The organism is Microbulbifer sp. MI-G, assembly GCF_030440425.1.
Classification (GTDB): domain Bacteria; phylum Pseudomonadota; class Gammaproteobacteria; order Pseudomonadales; family Cellvibrionaceae; genus Microbulbifer; species Microbulbifer spongiae.
The window spans coordinates 86,287-104,214 of the sequence record NZ_CP098023.1 but is presented as its reverse complement, the minus strand read 5'-3'; the positions used below and the strand labels follow the sequence as shown (position 1 = coordinate 104,214).

Genomic DNA, 17,928 nt, shown 5'->3' with positions numbered 1-17,928 from the left:
TTCCTATTTATTCTCCGAGAATTCAGCCAAAAATTTCTCTTTTTCTTGATTAATTGAATAAAAATCGGAGATTTCCAGCTCTGTTATTGCTCGATTCGTTTCTGCTATTATAATTTTTCTGACATGATGATTTCCAGAAATCTCTAATGAAGTTATAATCTCCCTAAAAGATTTCTGTTTTGGTATAAGACTAACTCGCCAGTATTCCTGCTCTATTTGTGCATTCAGATAAAACAAATCATTTAAAGAAGAGAAATTGCCCTTGATAATCTGTAAAAGTGGGTAAGTTATTTGGTTATCTATTGGATCCGTGGAGGAACCTTTTCCATTATTATTATCAGGATTCCAGAAAATTCGATGAGAGCTAACAGGACTTTCTATCCTCCAACTTATACCCAAATCATCGGAAACTGCCACTACACCCTTAGAAATCAAAGGGCGTGGTAGTTGCGGGATTGTTTTTTTTTGAGAAAAATTTCCTATCATTTGCCCTGTTATTTCTATTCTATCTTCGATCTTTTCCAGTACTTGGCGTTGTTCTGTAGTCAAGGCAAGAAGGCAGCTTGGCATCAGAAAAATAGCCAAACAAAGCACGAATAATTTTAACTTCGACATTTTTAAATCCCAAGTTTTTTTAATAATAATGGAGGTGATACAAAGCACATTTCCCCACTTTTCATTTCTACTGCCACTTGTACTGTATGCCCCCTGGTAAGACGTTTATCACTATCTTTGTCGTATACGGTATAGTTTATTTTTAGGCGATTTTCATATTCTGAAACTTCAGCATATATCACGATCCATTGTTTAAATATCAGTGGTTTTATGTAACGAATTTTTAATTCAATAACCGGCCATGCATAACCCGACTCACGCATTTGAGGATAATTGTATTTGATTTTATCTAAGAGGGCACAACGGGCAATTTCAAAATACTTTGTATAATGTCCGTGCCAAGCAATTTCCATTACATCTACATCATGAAAAGGTATCTGTATTTCTACTCGTGCACGCCATTTTTCTGATATCTTATTGCTATTAGGCTTCATATAATCTCCAGTGTCTTTTCTGGATTAAACTAACAAATCGCCTCAGAGCATCTTCAAGTTCCCTATCTTCCTCGAGAAGTGTGAACTGATCGGAAACTTGCTTTATTGTATTTTTCAAAGAATAAGAAAGACTGTTCCAAAGTATAGAATTACTACGTATGCGGAGCTGAATTCCTTGCCAAGCTATCATTAGCGCAGAGGCAGCAACCTGTTCAGTTAACTCTATCACCCTGATGCAATCTCTCGCAGCAATGGTTCCCATACTCACCTTATCCTGGTTATGGCATTCAGTTGATCTTGAGAATACACTGGCAGGCATGGTCTGTTTTAATGCTTCAGCTGCCCAGGCACTGGCACCAATTTGCACAGCTTTGAAACCATGGTTAATTGAACTGCGAGTTCCTACTGCTCCAGATAAATTAGCGGGCAATCCATTATTAAATTTCACATCGGATAGTTGAGCAATTTGTCTATCAAGCAAATCTGCAAGATTAGCCACAGCATTTTTCAAGCTATCCATTGCAAAAGCAATATGACCCCCATAGAAATGTCCACCATGTAGAACCTTTTCATTTTCACCATCAATAATCGGATTATCATTTGTGCTGTTAAGCTCGTTATCAATAAATCGCTTTAGCCAAGGTAGTGAATCTTGGAGAACACCTATAACATGAGGAGCGCAGCGTAATGAATAGCGATCCTGTAATCGATTATTATGCTTAGGTGCCGCTCCTACATTTAAGTCCTCGTGTATCCATTGGGCAATCTGATTTTGGCCTGGGTGGGGCTTTACAGAAAACAAGGAATTATCAAAATGATAAGCATTGCCTTGTAATGCGATACACATCATTGATGTGATACGAGCACTTATCTGCGACAAATATTCAGCACGTTTATAAGCCAGACACGCGAGGCCCGTCATCGCTGCTGTGCCATTCATTATTGCCAAGCCCTCTTTAGGACGTAGCCTTAGGGGCGCTATCTGCAAAGCATCAAAGACTTTTGTGGTATACATCTGTTGACCTAGGTACCATACCTTACGTTTACCACACAATACAGCAGCAATGTAGGATAAAGGAGTCAAATCACCACTCGCCCCCACAGATCCCTCTTGTGGAATTACCGGGATCACATCTTTCTTTAAAAGATCAACCAATTTTTGAAGCAGCTTGTAACGAACGCCTGAGAATCCTTTTGCAATACTCACAATTCGAGCAGCTAAAATCGCTCTACTTTGCTCGATGGAAAACATCTCCCCCATCCCACAACCGTGAAAGGTGAACAAATGAGAAGGGAGTTCTTCTACCAATTCAGTGGGGATACTTTCAGTACAAGAATCGCCATACCCAGTGGTAACACCATAAATAACCCCCTCTTTTTTCCAAAGATTATCCAGAAATTCAGCTCCACGGTTGATTCTGGAAATAAACTCCTCTTTCTCTGACAGACACACTTCCGCATGTCCCTTAGCGATACTATTTATCTGATTAATAGTTAAATCTGTACCACCAAAAATTACCTGGCCATCTTGCAAAACTGCTGCATTCATCTTTGCTGATCCCAAAATGGGTAGAAGTTATACCATTGCAAAGGAGCCAGGCGACAATATCGCTCCAACCTCTTGGCAAATTCCGATACCAAAAAATTAATATGGCCTTCTCTGTCATTCCTTTTCATCAAAACACGATCACATAGTTTTTCCATATATATATCGTAACCAGTTGAACTACTTAGACAAAAAAGCGTATAAATCGGGCACTTGAGTAATGACGCAAGGATGTATGGCCCTTGGGGGAAGGGTGCTCGTTTCCCGAGAAAAACAGCATCACAAGTTCTTCCAACAGAGTTAATCGGAATTCGATCACCCACAATAATAATTAACTCTCCACATCCAATCGCCTTTGAGAGGTGCATCATCAAAGCTGGTGAGACTTCCGTTACTTGTATCAATCGCACTTGGCTAAGAGGATTCAACATTTTCATCATCCGATTGAACTTCACCGCATGCTTGGTATGTACAAGGACATTAACACGCACTTCAGTCAAGCTGCCTAATGCACGGGAAACTTCGAGGTTTCCCAGATGCGAGCCAATAATCAGTCCACCTTGCCCGCTTGTCACCAAATGATGCAGCACTGTTCTGTTAGGAAAATTTACTTGATTGTCAGGCACTCCTACAAACCAAGCTTCGAGTTTTTCTATCGCGCTATTGGAAAAATTGAGAAAAATTTGAAACCCGGTTCTCCAATTTGAACGTGTGCAACTATTTGGAAAACGCTTCGAAAAAAGATCAAGGTATTCTCTTATTGCTTTGCGACCACTTCGATTCTTCAGATAGTAAAAAAGCACTACGGGATACACTGTTACTTTAAAGGCATAAGGCCCAATCCTATGATGCAACCAAAATAGAAAACGGATGCCCAGAAAAAAACCTTGCTCTCTATACTTGGACCAGTGCAAACTAAACAAGATCAATACTCCACTTTATGAATCCGGAATAGACGTAATATCATTCCGAAAAACAATCTGGTATGCATAATGGAAATTAAAAGGTTATCCTTAAAGCTTCTAAAATGAGAAATACCATCTTCTGGGTAACGAACATTAACAGGTACTTGCCTTAACTGTTTTCTATGCCAATGCCATCGCACTAATATTTCAGGATCAAAGTCCATACGATTACCCACATATTCTGTATTTAAAAGCTTTACAATTGTGGTTAATGGATAACATCTCAATCCACACATTGAGTCATTGATTTCTAAAGAAAGAGTATTAATCCATACCCAGGCATGAGTTAGATATCGACCCCAAAGCCGAATTTTTGGCACCGACTCGTCATAAATCGGATATCCACAGATAAAAGCATCAGGTTGCTTTCGGCTTTCATCAAGTATCCGTGGAATATCCGTCGGGCAATGCTGTCCATCGGCATCAATTTGTATGGCGTGGCTAAACCCAAATTCTTTAGCGGCCCTTAATCCCGCCTTTACTGCAGCACCTTTGCCTCCATTTACTTCTCTTACTATCAGACGAACCTGCCCGGCGTATTTTTTTTCTATAGACTGAAGCGTTTCCCGGCATTTTTTATTACTGCCATCATCTACTAAAATAAATGGAAGCTTAAATAGGTCCAAGGATGCTAGCGTTTTACCTATAGCTAATTCGTGATTATAGACAGGGATTACAAAGCAATAACTAGTCATGCCGGAAACACACTTTTCCACTACTGTACTCCTTATTGCTTTCATTATAATCATGAAAAGAAAAGAACAATTTTTTCTTACCCGGATCAAACTCAATAATTAGTGCAACCAAGTCTTCTGGCAACATTAACTGTTTAAATTTAATCACCTCCATGTGAGAAAATATATCACTAATACCAAATAGTTCCCTACCAAAATGCATTGCCCAATCTATTTGAATTACACCAGGCACAACTGGTGCTTTAGAAAAATGGCCTGGTAAACAAGGCAAGTCTGAATTTACCCTGAACACAATTTTGCCTCTATTGCCTATTTGCTCACGTTTTTCAACATGAGGTACCATAGTATCTGGTGTTGTATCAAACATTCGCATTAGAGTTTCTTTTGGTGTTTTCCCCTGTTGATTGGTTGGAATTTCATCAACAAAACGCCAGAGTCGCGGTAAGGCTACCCCTTCTAAGTCTAAAGCCAGGTATTTACGTACCTTTTTTATAAATCGGACTTTGCCCTCTGTTTTTAACAGATTTAATCCTTTCTCGGATAGTTTTGCCACTACAGCAATGTTTTTTCGTTTTCGTTCAACAACTAAGGCTTTCGCATTAACAAAATAATCATGAGCAATCAACCTGATCTCTATTTCAGAAAGTGAAATTCTCTTTTCTTCAATTTTAACAATGCGATCTATCCTTCCTAGAAGATGAAAATTTCCATTTTCAAGCAATTCTATCCTGTCATGACAGGAAAACGGAAAATCCAACCAGGGTGAATTAACTCTCAGCAGACCATCACTTGTTGAAGATAGGTTGACTTTGGCTAATGGGGTCCAGCTTGGTTCAGTTTGTTGGCAACGCCAAGCAATTCCTCCTGTTTCTGTACTGCCATAAATTTCATTTGGTACAATTCCGCAGAGTTTCTCGATAGCCTGTGCATCCTCTAGTTGCAGTGCTCCTCCAGATGAGAATATATGCGTAAAAGCCTTGCCAAGGTGCCAAGGCCAAGTTGTCATTCTACGACTCAACTGAGCTGGGCTCGCAATCCACATCGCAGGTGCCCAGTTAGCCGCATCTAAAAGCAATTTAGGAACATCTGTATAGGTTTTACTTACGAAGGTTCGACCACTCATTATAGGCCATAGTATCTTAAATAAGAGGCCATATATATGCTGATGGCTGACGGTTGCCAGAGTAGTAATTTTACGATTCAATGAATTCCATTTTTTTTCATGTTCACTTACCTCTTTAAATAGGTGCTCAATTTTTTTGGATATAACTTGCGGCCTACCGCTACTACCAGAGGTAAATAACTGAATACTACTAGAAAAAAATTGTGGTAATTTTTGATCTCCTGTATCTAGGAGTAACTCATCCAATTTTATTACTGTTTTTCTATTCCACTCACCGAGAAATAATATCGGTTCCGCAAAAGAATTGATTGTGATTCTTTTATTATTACCAGGCACGACAACAATTTTTGCGCACGATAAAGCTGAAAAAAATAAAATAGAAAATTCATAACTATCTTCACAGTAAATAGCAACTCGAGATATTCTTTTTTTGGCTATTATATTTCTTAATTTGTAACTGGCCCAGGCAAGTTCTTTTTTAAATTGCTGAAAATTAACCTTGCCAGTAAGGGTATGACTTACTGTTTCATTATCATCTCGGTATCCAAAAAGTTGATTAAATTGAACTTCGATCACAGCAATATTCACACTTCATTATGGATGCGGCGGCGTACAAGCCATTCAGAAGCTATTAACAAGCCCATTAATATATATGAAATCAAGCCATTATATAATACCCAGACTTGCATATTGCCATTTATTACTGTTGCTGTGGCAAAGGATCCATTAACCAAAAAGAAAATACACCATATTTTTGTAACTTTCCTGGTATACACTACACCATTGTAAGGCATGTCAGGCTCTTTTATCCGGGCAATACGCTCAATTATACTTTTAGGTTGTTTTAGACTATAAGCAAACAACCAAAATAAGATTATATTACAAAGAACTGGATACCAGAGTAATCCATTTGGGTCATCACGTAACCACGAAAGGACAAGCACTAGAGATAGAGAAAGAGTAACCATTCCTCCTATTTTTTTTCCATTATCATCACTGTATACTAACCGCATTATTGTAATTAAAAGCAATAACATCAGAATGCTATTTAAAGATAGGTACTGGAGACCAAAGTAAACTGTTAATGGATACAGGATCAATATTACTGAAAATAATAGTTTCACGTAACGTTTCATTGATTTGCCATAACTTTTTGAATGGCTTTTACCACATCACCAACAGTTCTGACGCTCTTGAATTCTTCAGGAGAAATTTTCTTTCCAGTGAGTTCTTTCAAACGAACAATCAGATCAATGGCATCGATACTATCTATATCCAAGTCATCAGAGAGAAGTGCATCTTCTCTAATATTTTTCTCTTCAACTTCAAACATTTCCACTAAAATTTCTGTTAGCTTTACCAGTATTTCATCTTTGTTACCCAACATAATCACCTCATTAAGTGCGACCGCTATCGATAAACTTTGCCAGGTTATTTACGCTGGAAAAATATAACTTCGTATTTTCATTTTCTGCATCTATCGAAATTCCATATTTTTTTTGTAGCGCAAGACCTAATTCAAGGGCATCGATGGAATCAAGACCGAGCCCATCTCCAAATAGTGGTTCATCATTTGCGATATCTCCCGGTGTAACATCCTCCAAATTAAGAACTTCTATAATCAGCACCTTAAGCTCTTTTATTAATTCATTCACGCAGTACAATCCTCGGTAAAAAATGTTTTTAATTCTTGAATAATCTTGCGAGCAACTATAGGAGTCTCATCTTTTTCTACAACTTGCAGAAAACTACTAGATTCAGTGACTTTAAATTGGAAATGAGGTCGAGAAAGCGGAATATTATACCATGGAATATTCTTCATCAGCATAGGCGGATTACATGTAATGGTAACCAGCGTAGGAGTCACACCGGAGCGCAACGCCATATAGGCGGCACCGCGTTGAAATTTAAAAGGCCTTCCCGGTACAGAACGTGTGCCTTCCGGAAACAAAACTATTGACTCGCCATTTTTAAGTGCCTTTGCAGCCATTTCTATAATTTTTTCCGGACCATCATTGGGAATATAACCGGCAATATTTACTGCTCCGCGCATAAACGGATTCCGAAACAAACTTGCTTTTACGATACAGTTTGCATTAGGAATACGAGATATTAAAAAAACAACGTCTATCAGCGATGGATGGTTAGCCAATATTAGCTGGCCAGGTCTACGTAACTTCTCTTGATCTTGGAAGTTATAAGTATAAATGCCTGTTTTATGCATGAAACCAATGAAGGTACGAAATGCAAGATGAATACAAAACCTTGCCTTTCTTTTACGTATTTCATGATCTCGATAAATTAATTTGAGAGGCGGAAAAACAACAAATCTTAAAACCAATCCACTAAAACCAAACAAGCTAAAGGCTGTAGCAGTAGCTAACAACCTCAACCAGTATTTATCTGTTCGTCCGGTAAACAGGAACTTAGGCTGCATTTAAGTGTAACTCCCATCCTTTTCCTAACGGAACAACTCCATATCCCTCTACAAGGGCACTAATTAGGGGGAGCTGATAATCTGGAGCCTCAAATGCCGATTCAATCTTAGTACTCTTAGATAACACCAAAGAAGATTTTTTATCCTGTACATTTGTACCCTTAGCTAGGTGCATTGCCGTTACACAAATATTGGCTGGACTTTGCGCACTGGACTGATACATTTCCGGCAACGGTTCTTCATAAAATATTATCAACAGCTCCTCTGCTCCATCTTGCAATATACCAACAGCCTCCAATAAACCAGCAAGCAATGGAAAGTCACCTCCGGCCAAAGCGAACGCAGGAGATTGTACTGAGCATAGGATTGAAAGTTGGCCAGCAATCCCATTGTGAACAGAAAGTCCAAAGGCGGTGGGTGACAAGTCCTCGGCAGCGGCAGCGCTCTTTAGCAATGAATGAGTTCTCACCGATTCACCGTGTACAGAACAACAGAGCAAAGGTATATCCCGCTGTTTGAGAAGCGGATAAGCAGCATTAAGTGCTGCTTTAGACAATGGACTCAAACGACGGCGTTGCATAGCGGTAAGGAAGGAAACATCGGCCTGGTTTTCACCTTCGGGCAGTGCTTTCTCACAACGCCAACGTTGCCACTCAGAAAGCTCTGATATCCCCGAATACCATGCTCGCCAAGCAGTGATTAGAAATTCGATAGACAAACAACCATAATGGAGCTGAACTCCACCCCCCAATATCCAATATCCACAACTCTGCCATTGTTTTGATCTGACTTTTTAGGCATTGCGCGACTAGTAACAGGGCCGGAATGGTACACAAAATGATCAACTCCCGCTAGCAAAAGAAAAATTATTTTCAGCTGGGAGTCCAATTAAATTACAAATGGACACAGATACTTTCCATAAAGTGCACGCTTTCGTATCATTGTCCATTTTTATCTATGCCCGAGCGCCACTGATAAAGAGTATTCAGACACCAAGAGCACATTTTAATCCTATATTGAGTCTAAAATCCTCAAAAGATTCCTTTAAAGGAAACAAGCTGCTCTTCATTGAGATTGAAGGGTACTGGACCAAAAGTTAGTTTAAGTCACTATACCTCACTGAGGCGAATCCGCTATTTTTGGCTATTCCCCTGGGTATTTGCTCCCCTACACAAGGAATCTAGATATAGCCTCTATTGCTAATTGATTAAGAAGGATAACAGCCTATCATTCTGACTGTTTTTTGATTGGCAATTAAACAATCTGTCAAATGAGTCTTCATGCTGAATTTCACTTGCACTTCCTTTTCTCATTGGTCCAATGACTGGCAGTCCACATCGACCAGTCTGTTAAGTAAAGAGGAGCTTTCACGCCTACACCAAATGCTCAGCACAAGACGGAAAACTCAATTCTTAGCGGGACGATTGCTTGTTCGTGTCTTTATTGCTGAGCACTTTGCTTGTGAGCCTGAAAAAGTGAATCTTGCAGCAGTAGCGCCAACATTTGCCTCATGCGGAGGTGCTCATCTTGCGAATATTTCAATTAGCCACTCGGCTGATTATCTGGCCGTCGCTATAGGCAAAGATATGCTTGGCATCGACTACGAGTTGGAATATCCATCAAGGGATTGGCTGGCAATAGCACAGAGTTGCTTTCATGATGAAGAAGTTTCTTGGTTGCAAAAACAACCTAAGTCTGTATTGGCTCAGGAGTTTTTACGTATCTGGACAACCAAGGAAGCACTCTCCAAGTGCTCAGGAGAGGATCTTGGTAAACTATTAACCACCATTCCCATTATCAATGATGTCAATTCCTGGCCAAAAAGGCTTGCAGAATTTCACTGTTGGAGAGGTGCGATTGGAAGGGGGGCCTACCTTGCCCTGGTTGGCAATGGGGCGCCCACCCCTCCTCCGTTTCACTTAAATGGTACTTACAGAACCAATTTCAACGATTCAAGAGGTAGTAAAGTCCGGCTGTACAGGATTGCCGCCTCACAATTGAGCTAGCTATTATTACACAATCAGGCTCACAGCTTATCATGCTCGAAGCTAACAGCACGAATCGCACTTTACCGAGTTCGTTACCCAAAAATCCCGCATACCCGCTGGGCTTATCCAGTGCATCCATTACTTTTCTGGCTTTCAGACAGTCCAAAATGCCCGATTGCTACATATGTAGCATCTCCAGGCTCATAGTAGCGTTCACACAGAAAAGCCTCCTCTTCTGCGACATCATGCATCACCGCTGCTGATCCTCGCGACCGACGATCCAATAGATGGAAGGTACCTCATAGCAGACGAAATTGTAGCAATCACTCCGCAAGAACATCACCGCCTCCGGCATAGGATCAAGGAAGGATTACTCTGCACAGAAAGTGACCATTTCGCGGAAGGGGTACAGCAGATTGGCATATTCAGGAGGATGGTGGGATACTCCGCGGAGTAATCAGAGCCCAGCACATCTCCTTATCCGCCTCCGCCATGAATAGGCATGCGATCTCCAGCATCACATCAATGTTTCCTTGCGCATCCAGATCTACGCAATCATCCATGCCATAGTCCGACGCTTCGATACCGAAGCCCCAAAAGCCAGCCGACCTCCGCAAAACAAATCCCGGTTCACTCCCCTCCGAACTGACGCTGGAAAGTCATCTTCTGAAACTAACCCTGGCCGCCAGCCAGGCAGAGATCAAGAAGTTCACTTTACGATAGATATTAACGGCATCGGCAATAGAGGCAGACGTCGGTGTAGTGGAGTAAACAACCAGCAGGGCAATGAGCAGAGTCTTGGCTTTAATTGATGTTCTTTTTCAAATCAACAACAAAATCGGCCAACGCTCAGCAGCATCAGACAAGCAGCAGAATTCTGTGGCACTGTGGGTCGTCCGCTCACTCAACCGCATATCACAAATGGGCATGGAAATCCTGACTATGCTGCTCCTTTGAGTTTCGGAAAAGCCCGATTCACTGCGGTAAATACGGCTTCGTGGGCATTGTCGGCACAAAACTCGCCATGGGCGGCAAGAAAGTGCAGGAAAGGCAGCTTTAGCAAGCGCTGAAAATCCTTCTGCAGCCCTTGCCACGGGTGCCTACCCCGAGAACCCATACGCAACCGCCAAGCCGGTACTACCTGCATACCAGAGCGCATCCCGGCAAATCGCAGCAGACAACGGCCACACCAGTTACAGCCTCGCCAACTGCCCCAATACTGGAGCGCATCGCAACTCAAAAGCAAACCACCGTTGAAGGGCAGCCAAAGCACCGCTTCTGGAAATCGGCTGCAGGAAAACTCCAGAAAGCGCCCCCCGGGCACGGGGCATTCCCCTCCCTCTCTCAGCAATTGATCTGCACTGGGGGGATAAAAATCAGATCCCGCCTGCCGCCAGAAGGTGAGATCGAAGTGATCCCGGTAGTAGAGATCGTCCTGTCCGTGATGATATCCCAGTCGTATTGCATGGCGAACCCGTCCAATATCCCGCAATTTCTCCTCCTGCTGAGGGCGCAAACGCATTGGATTCACCAGAATAAGATCCCCTCCCCAACGCACTATGGCCATATTGCGATTAATTGTGACCGCCGGGACCAGCGTCACCGTCCCAGGTACATAGAATAGATCGGGCAGAAGCTGACGGATTTCTCCGTGAGGTTGGGGTGGAGGGTAATCAACGCGCACAGCCGTTGCAGCTCAGGTATAGTATGCCCGGTTGCTGATACCGCGCAGGAGTTGCAGCGCGCGTTCGGCACTATCTTCCGGTACAAAGATATGATCGTGGCGCAGCACAGTTACCACATTGGCAACGATGCCGGCATCAGCCAGCGCTCCAGCAACAATCGCTGTCAATTGAATCGCACTAAAGCCGGATACTATCTGCAGTGTGATTAGGCGAAATGGTGCGCTGGCAACGAGACCGTGTTGCCGAGCCAGATTCCGGGGCAAAATTACACTCATACCCTCACCTTCGCGAAAAATACACAGGCTGTTCGCAATCACATCCATCAGCCGGGTATTCGCCACCTGGCAGAATACGTAGGTTTCCTCCTGCAGCCTGGGGCACATATTCCGCAAGATCCCTGCGCAAGAGGCCTCAGCGCTCATACCTTATTGCCATACAAAACTTCCTGTCTACAAAAGTAGGGGCATCCCGGGTTGACCAACCATTCCTCTACGGCTGAGGCCGAGAATAGGTGGTCCCCATTGCCCGTGGCGGAGCTTGTGTATTGATAGGTTTTCTGCCTTACCGGCTACTCATTCTAATTTCGTTTGTCTTTGTTCACGCTTTTTTTTTTCGATTCCTCCAATTCTCTGGATTCTGTTTCTCCCGGTCGTGATCTGTTATTCTTTTCAGCATCCGGCGATTCTTCTTCCTCCCAACGTTGCAGGGCCATATCAATATCCTTTTCCAGATGCAGGCTGGGAAACTCGGGACAAGGAGCATCGCGACCGGGATCGTGCCAAGCGGAGAGGGGCGCTAAAAATACCACCAGGGATTTGTGCAGTCGGTTACGCCCAATACTGACTTCTGTCCAGGTTGTCTGCCAGGCGAACTTTCCCCGCACCGCATAGTCGCTTTCATAGGATTTCAAAGTGAGGAAATAAGGGTATATTTTTCCGCGCCGGCAAATAAGCCTGCGCCCGGTTTTGATGTTTGCCATCTGGGTGAAGGGATCAAAATACCAGTGGATATCATAGCCAAATACAAACTGCATTTTCCCATTGCGATTGAGAAATGCATAAGAGCGGCCAGTACCGTCAGGCTTCAGACTCCACACATGGCGCGCCTCGCCGTCGCGGGAGATGAGCCAGGCACCAACCCACTGGCTGGCATCAAGGCGCGATTTCACATGCCAGCCATCATGCCCACTTTTTTCTTTGCCCTCAACTGCCGAGACTTGGCCAGCAATGAGCAAAAAGAGCAGGGCGAGTGTTACATGCCACCGCTTTAGGTCCTGAGCACAAGGTATGCCCAGGCCCATTGCGAGTGTGCCACAGTATTTTTGCCTGTTATAACCGGCGTCAACACAGGACCAGTTCAACTGGCTAGATCCGGGCAATTGCTGCCGGCCTGGGGCGTTCTCCAGTTACTCAGGCGACGCTGGAAGCTCAACAAGCCGCCGCCAGCCTGCAGCCAGTGACGTCCATCAATAACCGCAAACAGCAGTGTTGAGCGACTCCAGCCACGGAATGCCACCGACACCACACCCCCTTTGCAGCGTACCGAGGCCCCGGTGCGCACTCGCACACGATCGCCATCCAGCTGCCAGTTAATGGCAAACCCGTGCGTCAATCGCCCCCCGTCATTAAAACCATAGGCATAGCCAGAACCATCCGCATTGAGCTGCCAAACCAACTGGTCATCGCCCTCACTAACCACCAGCCAATTGCCAGCCCACTGCATTTGCGCTGATTCTGCCGCAGCAGCGGGGTGACCGGGCAGAAAAAGTACAAGAACGACGGCATAGGTTTGAAGATGAGAAGCAATAACACCTTTCGATAGGAAATGACGCAAATACTTCATGCGCTGCTCTACTGTCTCTGCCCCCGAAGCCATTTGCACGGGCGCGGGTTACTGTAGAAGGCGGCAGAAAGTGCCGCCAATTTTCCTGTCCGGTGCGGAGTGCAAGCCCCAAAAGCCGGCGTGAAAAATTTCTCAGGCGTTCTTTTTCACATCCTTTGCTAGTAAGGCTAGACACAAAATCCCACAGTGGCATTAGAAGCATTGAAAATATTAACAAAAGCGCCAGCTCAGTTGCTGGAATAGAACCAATGGGGTAGTGGCCTGTTTGGCTGTATTTATTGGGTACGCGCGTCAGACAGATTCTTATCCGCGCGCCAGACACGGTATTTGAGCAGCACCCCCTCAGGCAGGTAAACCACCAGTGGCAGGCGGCTGCTGTAGGGGAGTATCAGCCCATCCCCGCGTACGCGGATAAAGCGTCGGGAGGTGGTGCTGGGTGTGCAGATCTTGCGCGCGCCGGAGGTGGGCTTCAGATCGGACAGGACGTAATAGGGATAGCCCCAGCCGGCTAAAACCTCACGGCGCAGAGGTGCAGTGAAGCTACGCAAATTACAGTCAGCCATTTCACGCCGCCCCGGCACCAGTTCAATCATAAAACGACTTTCATCCTTCACTTTTGGCAGCTGGATAACGTGGCGCTGCTTCCCTTCCACTTCTACCGGGAAAGCATCGAGGGGATCAGCGGCCTGCACGGTGGTCATATACAAAAGGATTAGCACTGCGAAGAGGGGTTTCTTCATGGCAAATTCCTCACCTCGGAGCCACGTTTTTGGCGTATAAACCTTTTTACAGTCTAGACAGCTTTCTCCAGTGCAGTAGACGCCATCAAGAGGATACAGGTGCCAAGATAAGGGAATACACCACTCGCGCATACCTTACCGGCGCCTGAGGCCTGGCGAAAACAAGCCACGGCAGAGGCGATTCGCTATTGATCGCAAGTCCTTCTGTCTTTGGAGGGGCGGGGCATGGGTGGGCGGCACAAAAAACGGGACTAAGACCGTCTTCTGCTTAGCAGTCATTTGCCAGTGGGAAATGGGCGGGTGAACAACCCCAGAAAACACTATCGTCGCCGGGGCAGCCGGGTATTAAAAGCCCGCTCCGAACAAAGCGGGCTCAGACACAGCGTAGAGATTAACCGCGCTCCGCACGCTCCTTGGCTATCAGATAGTCAGCTACCTGCAGCATCAGTTCCTGGCCATTATTTTTCCCTTTATAGCCCGGCAGAGAAGAACTGATACGGTACTTACCGGCCACAACCACCTCTGGAGTACCGGTCATCTTGTAAGCCCGCTGGTTGGCCATACCCTGCTTGACCCTGCTGTTAATGGCAAAGGAGTTCATCAGCTTGACAGCCCTGGCGCCATCGGCGCCGTGCTTGTTGAACAAAGCCTCAATTGCCGGCAGGTCCGGCTTCCAGTTCCGGCCTTCACGAACTGCAAGCATCTGGCGTTGAGTGTAGATGGCATTAAAGATCGGGGTATGCATCTTTTCCAGGACACCCATTGCGTCAGCCACATAAAACAGGCGCGCATGGACATCCATCAGTGGCTGCCAGATAGCGGGCAGCTTCAGCAGGGTAACATCGCCGGGCATATTCTTTTTCCAGCGTTCCAGGGTCGGCTCGAAATGGAAGCAATGGGCACAGCCATACCAGAACATTTCGGTTACTTCGATCTTGCTATCGTCTTTCTGCGGTACCGCTTGGGGCAGCACCTGATAGTGTTGACCGGCTTTGAACCCACCGCTTTCCTGCGCACAGGCGGCAAGGCTGAACAATATAGCCAAAACCATTGTTATAGGGGCGAGAACTGCTCTCATAAGTCTTCTCCAGCTTGTACCTACGTTGATCGAGGCCTGTTAGCGGCGGGCTGCCGGGTCACTGAGGCACAATAGACAACGCAGATTATTGAAGTTCCCGTTGCTTGGGGCAAGGAAACGCGACGAAAGTGCGACTACTTTACCCGATTCCCCACTGCTTGAGCGGGCACCGGGCACAAAAAAAGGCCGGCATTTGACCGGCCTCCCGCTGCTGGGGCCTGGCTGTTATTCCGTCAAGCCGGCAATATAGTTGGCGACAGCGGTGATTTCGGCATCGGACATCTGGCTGGCAACTGTGCGCATGGTACGGGTATCCCCGTCATTTGTGCGGGTACCGACACGGAATGCCTTCAACTGGGCTTCAATATACTCCGGATACTGACCGGAAAGTCGCGGATAGCCGGCGGGTGCATTGCCCTGACCGCTGGGGGAGTGACAGCCCATACAGCCTGGCACGCCGGTTTCCATATTACCCGCACGGTACAATTTGCGCCCAAAGATGAGGCCGTCGACACTTTCGCCATTATTGAGCGTGACTGCAATCGCTTCGGACCCGGTCAACTGCATCGGCTGGGTGGCAAAGTAGGCGGCGATATCCTGTAGATCCTGCTCGTTAAAATTGTCCAGCTGGCCAATCATCTGTGGCACATTACGCTTGCCTTCCTGGATATCCATAAGCTGCTTGAACAGGTATTTCTCGCCGAGACCAGCGATTTTGGGGAAGGCGGGCACCGGGCTATTGCCGTCAGCACCATGGCAAGCTGCACACTGGGCGGCCTTTGTCTTACCCTCAGCCGCATCACCCATAGCCATTGCAAGGGATGTGGTTCCCAAGGCGATAACCAGACCAAGTACCCGAGCAGTGTTCTTGATAAAGCTGTTCATACATCGTCCCGTTGCGCGCTGTGATATGGTGTTCCGCTCCGCCCCATAAATCCTGCGAGGCGAAAACCGCGGCATTATATACTTGCGCGCCAAACGAGTGTACCGGATCAGCGGACTTAAACGATGTCAATTGTCAAACTGAATGCCCAGCCGCAAAAACTGAACTACCGTGCTATACGATTTCTGACCAGTGCGCCCACCCTGGCCGAGTGCCCGGAGGACTCCGGCGCCGAAGTGGCCTTTGCCGGCCGCTCCAATGCGGGAAAATCCAGCGCCATCAACGCGTTGACCGGCAACAGCAAGCTGGCGCGAACCTCCAAGACACCCGGGCGCACCCAGTTGATCAACTTCTTCAGCCTGTCTGAGCAGCAGCGACTGGTGGATCTGCCCGGGTATGGCTATGCCAAGGTGGCCCGTGTTATGAAAGACGAGTGGCAGCGCCACCTGGCTGCCTATCTGGAGCAGCGCCAATGTCTGCGCGGCCTGGTGCTGTTGATGGACATACGCCAGCCCCTCAAGGAGTTCGACCTGCATATGCTGACCTGGGCGGTTGAGGCAGGCCTGCCTGTGCATTGCCTGCTCACCAAAGCGGATAAGTTGAAGCATGGCCCCGCCAATAATATCCGCTTTGCCGTGGAGAAAGCCCTCAGGGAGCAGGGTCTGGACCGGGAGGTTACCCTGCAGCTGTTCTCCTCCACCAGGAAAACGGGTATCGACACGCTGGAGCGCAAATTGAATGAATGGCTCATATCCCGCACGGAGCCCTCCGCCACAAGTAGCTGACCTCAACCCTTACAGGCTACCGGCCGCAGCCTGCACTGATACTGATTTTAAAGGGCGCCTGGTTGGGAAACCTTTCGTGCAATAACCGCTTCACTCAGCACTCTTTGTTGTCGGCGCGCAACTCAACTTATCCCGAGGCAACAGGGAGCGTAACAATACCTGCCGCAGCTGCTGGCGCGTCTGGGGTGTCGTGCAGTGCAGCTCCTCAACGCTCAGACAGCGTTGCGCCAAGAGCGCAACCAGGGTGTCTTCGCGAATGGCAACGGTCAGCAGCCGCGGGGTTTCTGCAGGCTTTACACGGGCGGTTTCCTCAGTGCAGCCGGCAATCTCTGTCGAGGTGGACGGGCCATCTAGCTTGGGCTGCTTTTTGCATTGCGTCGCCGACACCCGTTGGATAGAGGGCACTGATACAGTCAGCGGCAATCCGCTGCTTGAGGCCATCTCCAAGCTGGCGCGCGAGGATTGAACTGGCGCCGGCGAGAATATAGCGGTGTAATTTTTCATCCCCCAACTCCCGGTAGGCTGCCATCAGGCAGAGGGCGTTTTCACTAAAGCGTGTCGCAGACACGGCATAGCTTGGCCACTGTTTTGCCAGCAGAAAGCCCGCAAGGTCAAAAGCGCATCCCAGATAGGGAATCGCCTCTTTTTCATTGCCCTCTTCAGAGAGGATCTTGCCCAGTTCTATCCAGTCCAGCCACGTTTTTTCCGCACGATCCGTGTCAGCAATCAACCACTGGCGGTGGTTTGCGCATAGGTAACGTAAATTCACGATAATTCCCTTGCTTGAAACACACTCAGTGTAATGCGAACAATTATCATTTGCAAATAATTAAACTGAATTTTTGCCGCTTGCTTAAGGAGTCCTGGCAGGAGCTTTTTGAGTATAAAAAAAGCCGGCAGATGGGGACTGCCGGCCAGGAGTCAGTGCCCTTGGGGATGGGCACTTGCCAAGCGCACCCAGGGGGACGGGTACGCCTGAGGGTTCCTCTTCAATGCAAGATCCTCCACACAGGGAAGCTTAGGTTGCTGCCGTTGGTATTCCCACCCGGCGAGTAAAGCGATCAGAGGAATGTGAATACTATACTCGCCCACATCCGGATTTCCGGAAATAG

At 46.3% G+C, this 17,928-nt stretch carries 21 protein-coding genes; 2 read left to right on the top strand and 19 right to left on the bottom strand.

Features of this window, described 5'->3' with window-relative positions; genetic code table 11:
• Positions 1 to 3: 3 nt before the first annotated feature.
• Genes M8T91_RS00465 through M8T91_RS00415 form a run of 11 tightly spaced genes read right to left on the bottom strand, consistent with a single transcriptional unit; the run spans position 4 to position 8,533 of the window.
• Positions 4 to 615 (bottom strand): LolA family protein, encoded by a 612-nt coding sequence (locus M8T91_RS00465; protein ID WP_301415784.1) that lies wholly within the window; start codon positions 613 to 615, stop codon positions 4 to 6.
• Positions 616 to 617: 2 nt separating this feature from the next.
• On the bottom strand, positions 618 to 1,049 hold the full coding sequence (locus M8T91_RS00460; protein ID WP_301415783.1) for an acyl-CoA thioesterase: 432 nt from the start codon (positions 1,047 to 1,049) through the stop codon (positions 618 to 620).
• Entirely contained in the window at positions 1,039 to 2,598 is a 1,560-nt protein-coding gene (locus M8T91_RS00455) for an HAL/PAL/TAL family ammonia-lyase (RefSeq protein WP_301415782.1), read from the bottom strand. Before M8T91_RS00455 ends, M8T91_RS00460 begins: the two co-directional genes overlap by 11 nt.
• Positions 2,595 to 3,518 (bottom strand): lysophospholipid acyltransferase family protein, encoded by a 924-nt coding sequence (locus M8T91_RS00450; protein ID WP_301415781.1) that lies wholly within the window; start codon positions 3,516 to 3,518, stop codon positions 2,595 to 2,597. The genes M8T91_RS00455 and M8T91_RS00450 overlap by 4 nt, the downstream gene beginning before the upstream one ends.
• Before the next feature lie 2 nt (positions 3,519 to 3,520).
• Positions 3,521 to 4,276, bottom strand: coding sequence for a glycosyltransferase family 2 protein (locus tag M8T91_RS00445; protein WP_301415780.1), 756 nt, complete (start codon positions 4,274 to 4,276; stop codon positions 3,521 to 3,523).
• Positions 4,248 to 5,954, bottom strand: a complete 1,707-nt coding sequence (locus M8T91_RS00440; protein WP_301415779.1) for an ApeI family dehydratase — start codon at positions 5,952 to 5,954, stop codon at positions 4,248 to 4,250. Before M8T91_RS00440 ends, M8T91_RS00445 begins: the two co-directional genes overlap by 29 nt.
• 8 nt (positions 5,955 to 5,962) lie before the next feature.
• A complete protein-coding gene (locus M8T91_RS00435) occupies positions 5,963 to 6,502 on the bottom strand; it encodes a COG4648 family protein (RefSeq protein ID WP_301415778.1) in 540 nt (179 codons plus the stop codon).
• Between the two features lie 8 nt (positions 6,503 to 6,510).
• A complete protein-coding gene (locus tag M8T91_RS00430) occupies positions 6,511 to 6,765 on the bottom strand; it encodes an acyl carrier protein (protein ID WP_301415777.1) in 255 nt (84 codons plus the stop codon).
• 10 nt (positions 6,766 to 6,775) lie between these two features.
• Positions 6,776 to 7,033 (bottom strand): ApeE family acyl carrier protein, encoded by a 258-nt coding sequence (locus M8T91_RS00425; protein WP_301415776.1) that lies wholly within the window; start codon positions 7,031 to 7,033, stop codon positions 6,776 to 6,778.
• Complete coding sequence (locus M8T91_RS00420) at positions 7,030 to 7,815, bottom strand: lysophospholipid acyltransferase family protein (protein WP_301415775.1); 786 nt, start codon at positions 7,813 to 7,815, stop codon at positions 7,030 to 7,032. The genes M8T91_RS00425 and M8T91_RS00420 overlap by 4 nt, the downstream gene beginning before the upstream one ends.
• A complete protein-coding gene (locus M8T91_RS00415) occupies positions 7,805 to 8,533 on the bottom strand; it encodes a beta-ketoacyl synthase chain length factor (protein ID WP_301415774.1) in 729 nt (242 codons plus the stop codon). The genes M8T91_RS00420 and M8T91_RS00415 overlap by 11 nt, the downstream gene beginning before the upstream one ends.
• Positions 8,534 to 9,095: 562 nt before the next feature.
• On the opposite strand from M8T91_RS00415, the gene M8T91_RS00410 reads away from it, so the two are divergent.
• Entirely contained in the window at positions 9,096 to 9,821 is a 726-nt protein-coding gene (locus M8T91_RS00410) for a 4'-phosphopantetheinyl transferase family protein (RefSeq protein ID WP_301415773.1), read from the top strand.
• A gap of 922 nt (positions 9,822 to 10,743) precedes the next feature.
• On the opposite strand, the gene M8T91_RS00405 is transcribed toward M8T91_RS00410, so the two are convergent.
• The 7 genes from M8T91_RS00405 to M8T91_RS00375 all read right to left on the bottom strand — a co-directional run bounded on the left by M8T91_RS00405 (position 10,744) and on the right by M8T91_RS00375 (position 16,033).
• Complete coding sequence (locus M8T91_RS00405) at positions 10,744 to 11,325, bottom strand: hypothetical protein (RefSeq protein ID WP_301415772.1); 582 nt, start codon at positions 11,323 to 11,325, stop codon at positions 10,744 to 10,746.
• Between the two features lie 174 nt (positions 11,326 to 11,499).
• A complete protein-coding gene (locus M8T91_RS00400) occupies positions 11,500 to 11,871 on the bottom strand; it encodes an ACT domain-containing protein (RefSeq protein WP_301415771.1) in 372 nt (123 codons plus the stop codon).
• 194 nt (positions 11,872 to 12,065) lie between these two features.
• Positions 12,066 to 12,656: a hypothetical protein gene (locus M8T91_RS00395; protein WP_301415770.1), complete on the bottom strand. Its 591-nt coding sequence runs from the start codon at positions 12,654 to 12,656 to the stop codon at positions 12,066 to 12,068.
• 188 nt (positions 12,657 to 12,844) lie between these two features.
• Complete coding sequence (locus tag M8T91_RS00390; protein ID WP_301415769.1) at positions 12,845 to 13,330, bottom strand: hypothetical protein; 486 nt, start codon at positions 13,328 to 13,330, stop codon at positions 12,845 to 12,847.
• A gap of 275 nt (positions 13,331 to 13,605) precedes the next feature.
• Positions 13,606 to 14,070: an ecotin family protein gene (locus M8T91_RS00385; protein ID WP_301415768.1), complete on the bottom strand. Its 465-nt coding sequence runs from the start codon at positions 14,068 to 14,070 to the stop codon at positions 13,606 to 13,608.
• A gap of 391 nt (positions 14,071 to 14,461) precedes the next feature.
• On the bottom strand, positions 14,462 to 15,148 hold the full coding sequence (locus M8T91_RS00380) for a thiol:disulfide interchange protein DsbA/DsbL (RefSeq protein ID WP_301415767.1): 687 nt from the start codon (positions 15,146 to 15,148) through the stop codon (positions 14,462 to 14,464).
• Positions 15,149 to 15,373: 225 nt separating this feature from the next.
• A complete protein-coding gene (locus tag M8T91_RS00375; protein ID WP_301415766.1) occupies positions 15,374 to 16,033 on the bottom strand; it encodes a c-type cytochrome in 660 nt (219 codons plus the stop codon).
• 123 nt (positions 16,034 to 16,156) lie between these two features.
• Between M8T91_RS00375 and yihA the strand changes: the two genes are divergently transcribed.
• Positions 16,157 to 16,816: a ribosome biogenesis GTP-binding protein YihA/YsxC gene (gene yihA, locus M8T91_RS00370; protein WP_301415765.1), complete on the top strand. Its 660-nt coding sequence runs from the start codon at positions 16,157 to 16,159 to the stop codon at positions 16,814 to 16,816.
• Positions 16,817 to 17,126: 310 nt separating this feature from the next.
• On the opposite strand, the gene M8T91_RS00365 is transcribed toward yihA, so the two are convergent.
• On the bottom strand, positions 17,127 to 17,585 hold the full coding sequence (locus M8T91_RS00365) for a hypothetical protein (protein WP_301415764.1): 459 nt from the start codon (positions 17,583 to 17,585) through the stop codon (positions 17,127 to 17,129).
• Positions 17,586 to 17,928: the final 343 nt, after the last annotated feature.

Coding starts and splice junctions, on each gene's coding strand:
- M8T91_RS00410 (WP_301415773.1), top strand. CDS start 9,096: ATGCTGAATTTCACTTGCACTTCCTTTTCTCATTGGTCCAATGACTGG.
- M8T91_RS00390 (WP_301415769.1), bottom strand. CDS start 13,330: ATGAAGTATTTGCGTCATTTCCTATCGAAAGGTGTTATTGCTTCTCAT.
- M8T91_RS00385 (WP_301415768.1), bottom strand. CDS start 14,070: ATGAAGAAACCCCTCTTCGCAGTGCTAATCCTTTTGTATATGACCACC.
- M8T91_RS00420 (WP_301415775.1), bottom strand. CDS start 7,815: ATGCAGCCTAAGTTCCTGTTTACCGGACGAACAGATAAATACTGGTTG.
- M8T91_RS00455 (WP_301415782.1), bottom strand. CDS start 2,598: ATGAATGCAGCAGTTTTGCAAGATGGCCAGGTAATTTTTGGTGGTACA.
- M8T91_RS00400 (WP_301415771.1), bottom strand. CDS start 11,871: ATGTGCCCCAGGCTGCAGGAGGAAACCTACGTATTCTGCCAGGTGGCG.
- M8T91_RS00460 (WP_301415783.1), bottom strand. CDS start 1,049: ATGAAGCCTAATAGCAATAAGATATCAGAAAAATGGCGTGCACGAGTA.
- M8T91_RS00465 (WP_301415784.1), bottom strand. CDS start 615: ATGTCGAAGTTAAAATTATTCGTGCTTTGTTTGGCTATTTTTCTGATG.
- M8T91_RS00405 (WP_301415772.1), bottom strand. CDS start 11,325: ATGCGTTTGCGCCCTCAGCAGGAGGAGAAATTGCGGGATATTGGACGG.
- M8T91_RS00375 (WP_301415766.1), bottom strand. CDS start 16,033: ATGAACAGCTTTATCAAGAACACTGCTCGGGTACTTGGTCTGGTTATC.
- yihA (WP_301415765.1), top strand. CDS start 16,157: ATGTCAATTGTCAAACTGAATGCCCAGCCGCAAAAACTGAACTACCGT.
- M8T91_RS00380 (WP_301415767.1), bottom strand. CDS start 15,148: ATGAGAGCAGTTCTCGCCCCTATAACAATGGTTTTGGCTATATTGTTC.
- M8T91_RS00430 (WP_301415777.1), bottom strand. CDS start 6,765: ATGTTGGGTAACAAAGATGAAATACTGGTAAAGCTAACAGAAATTTTA.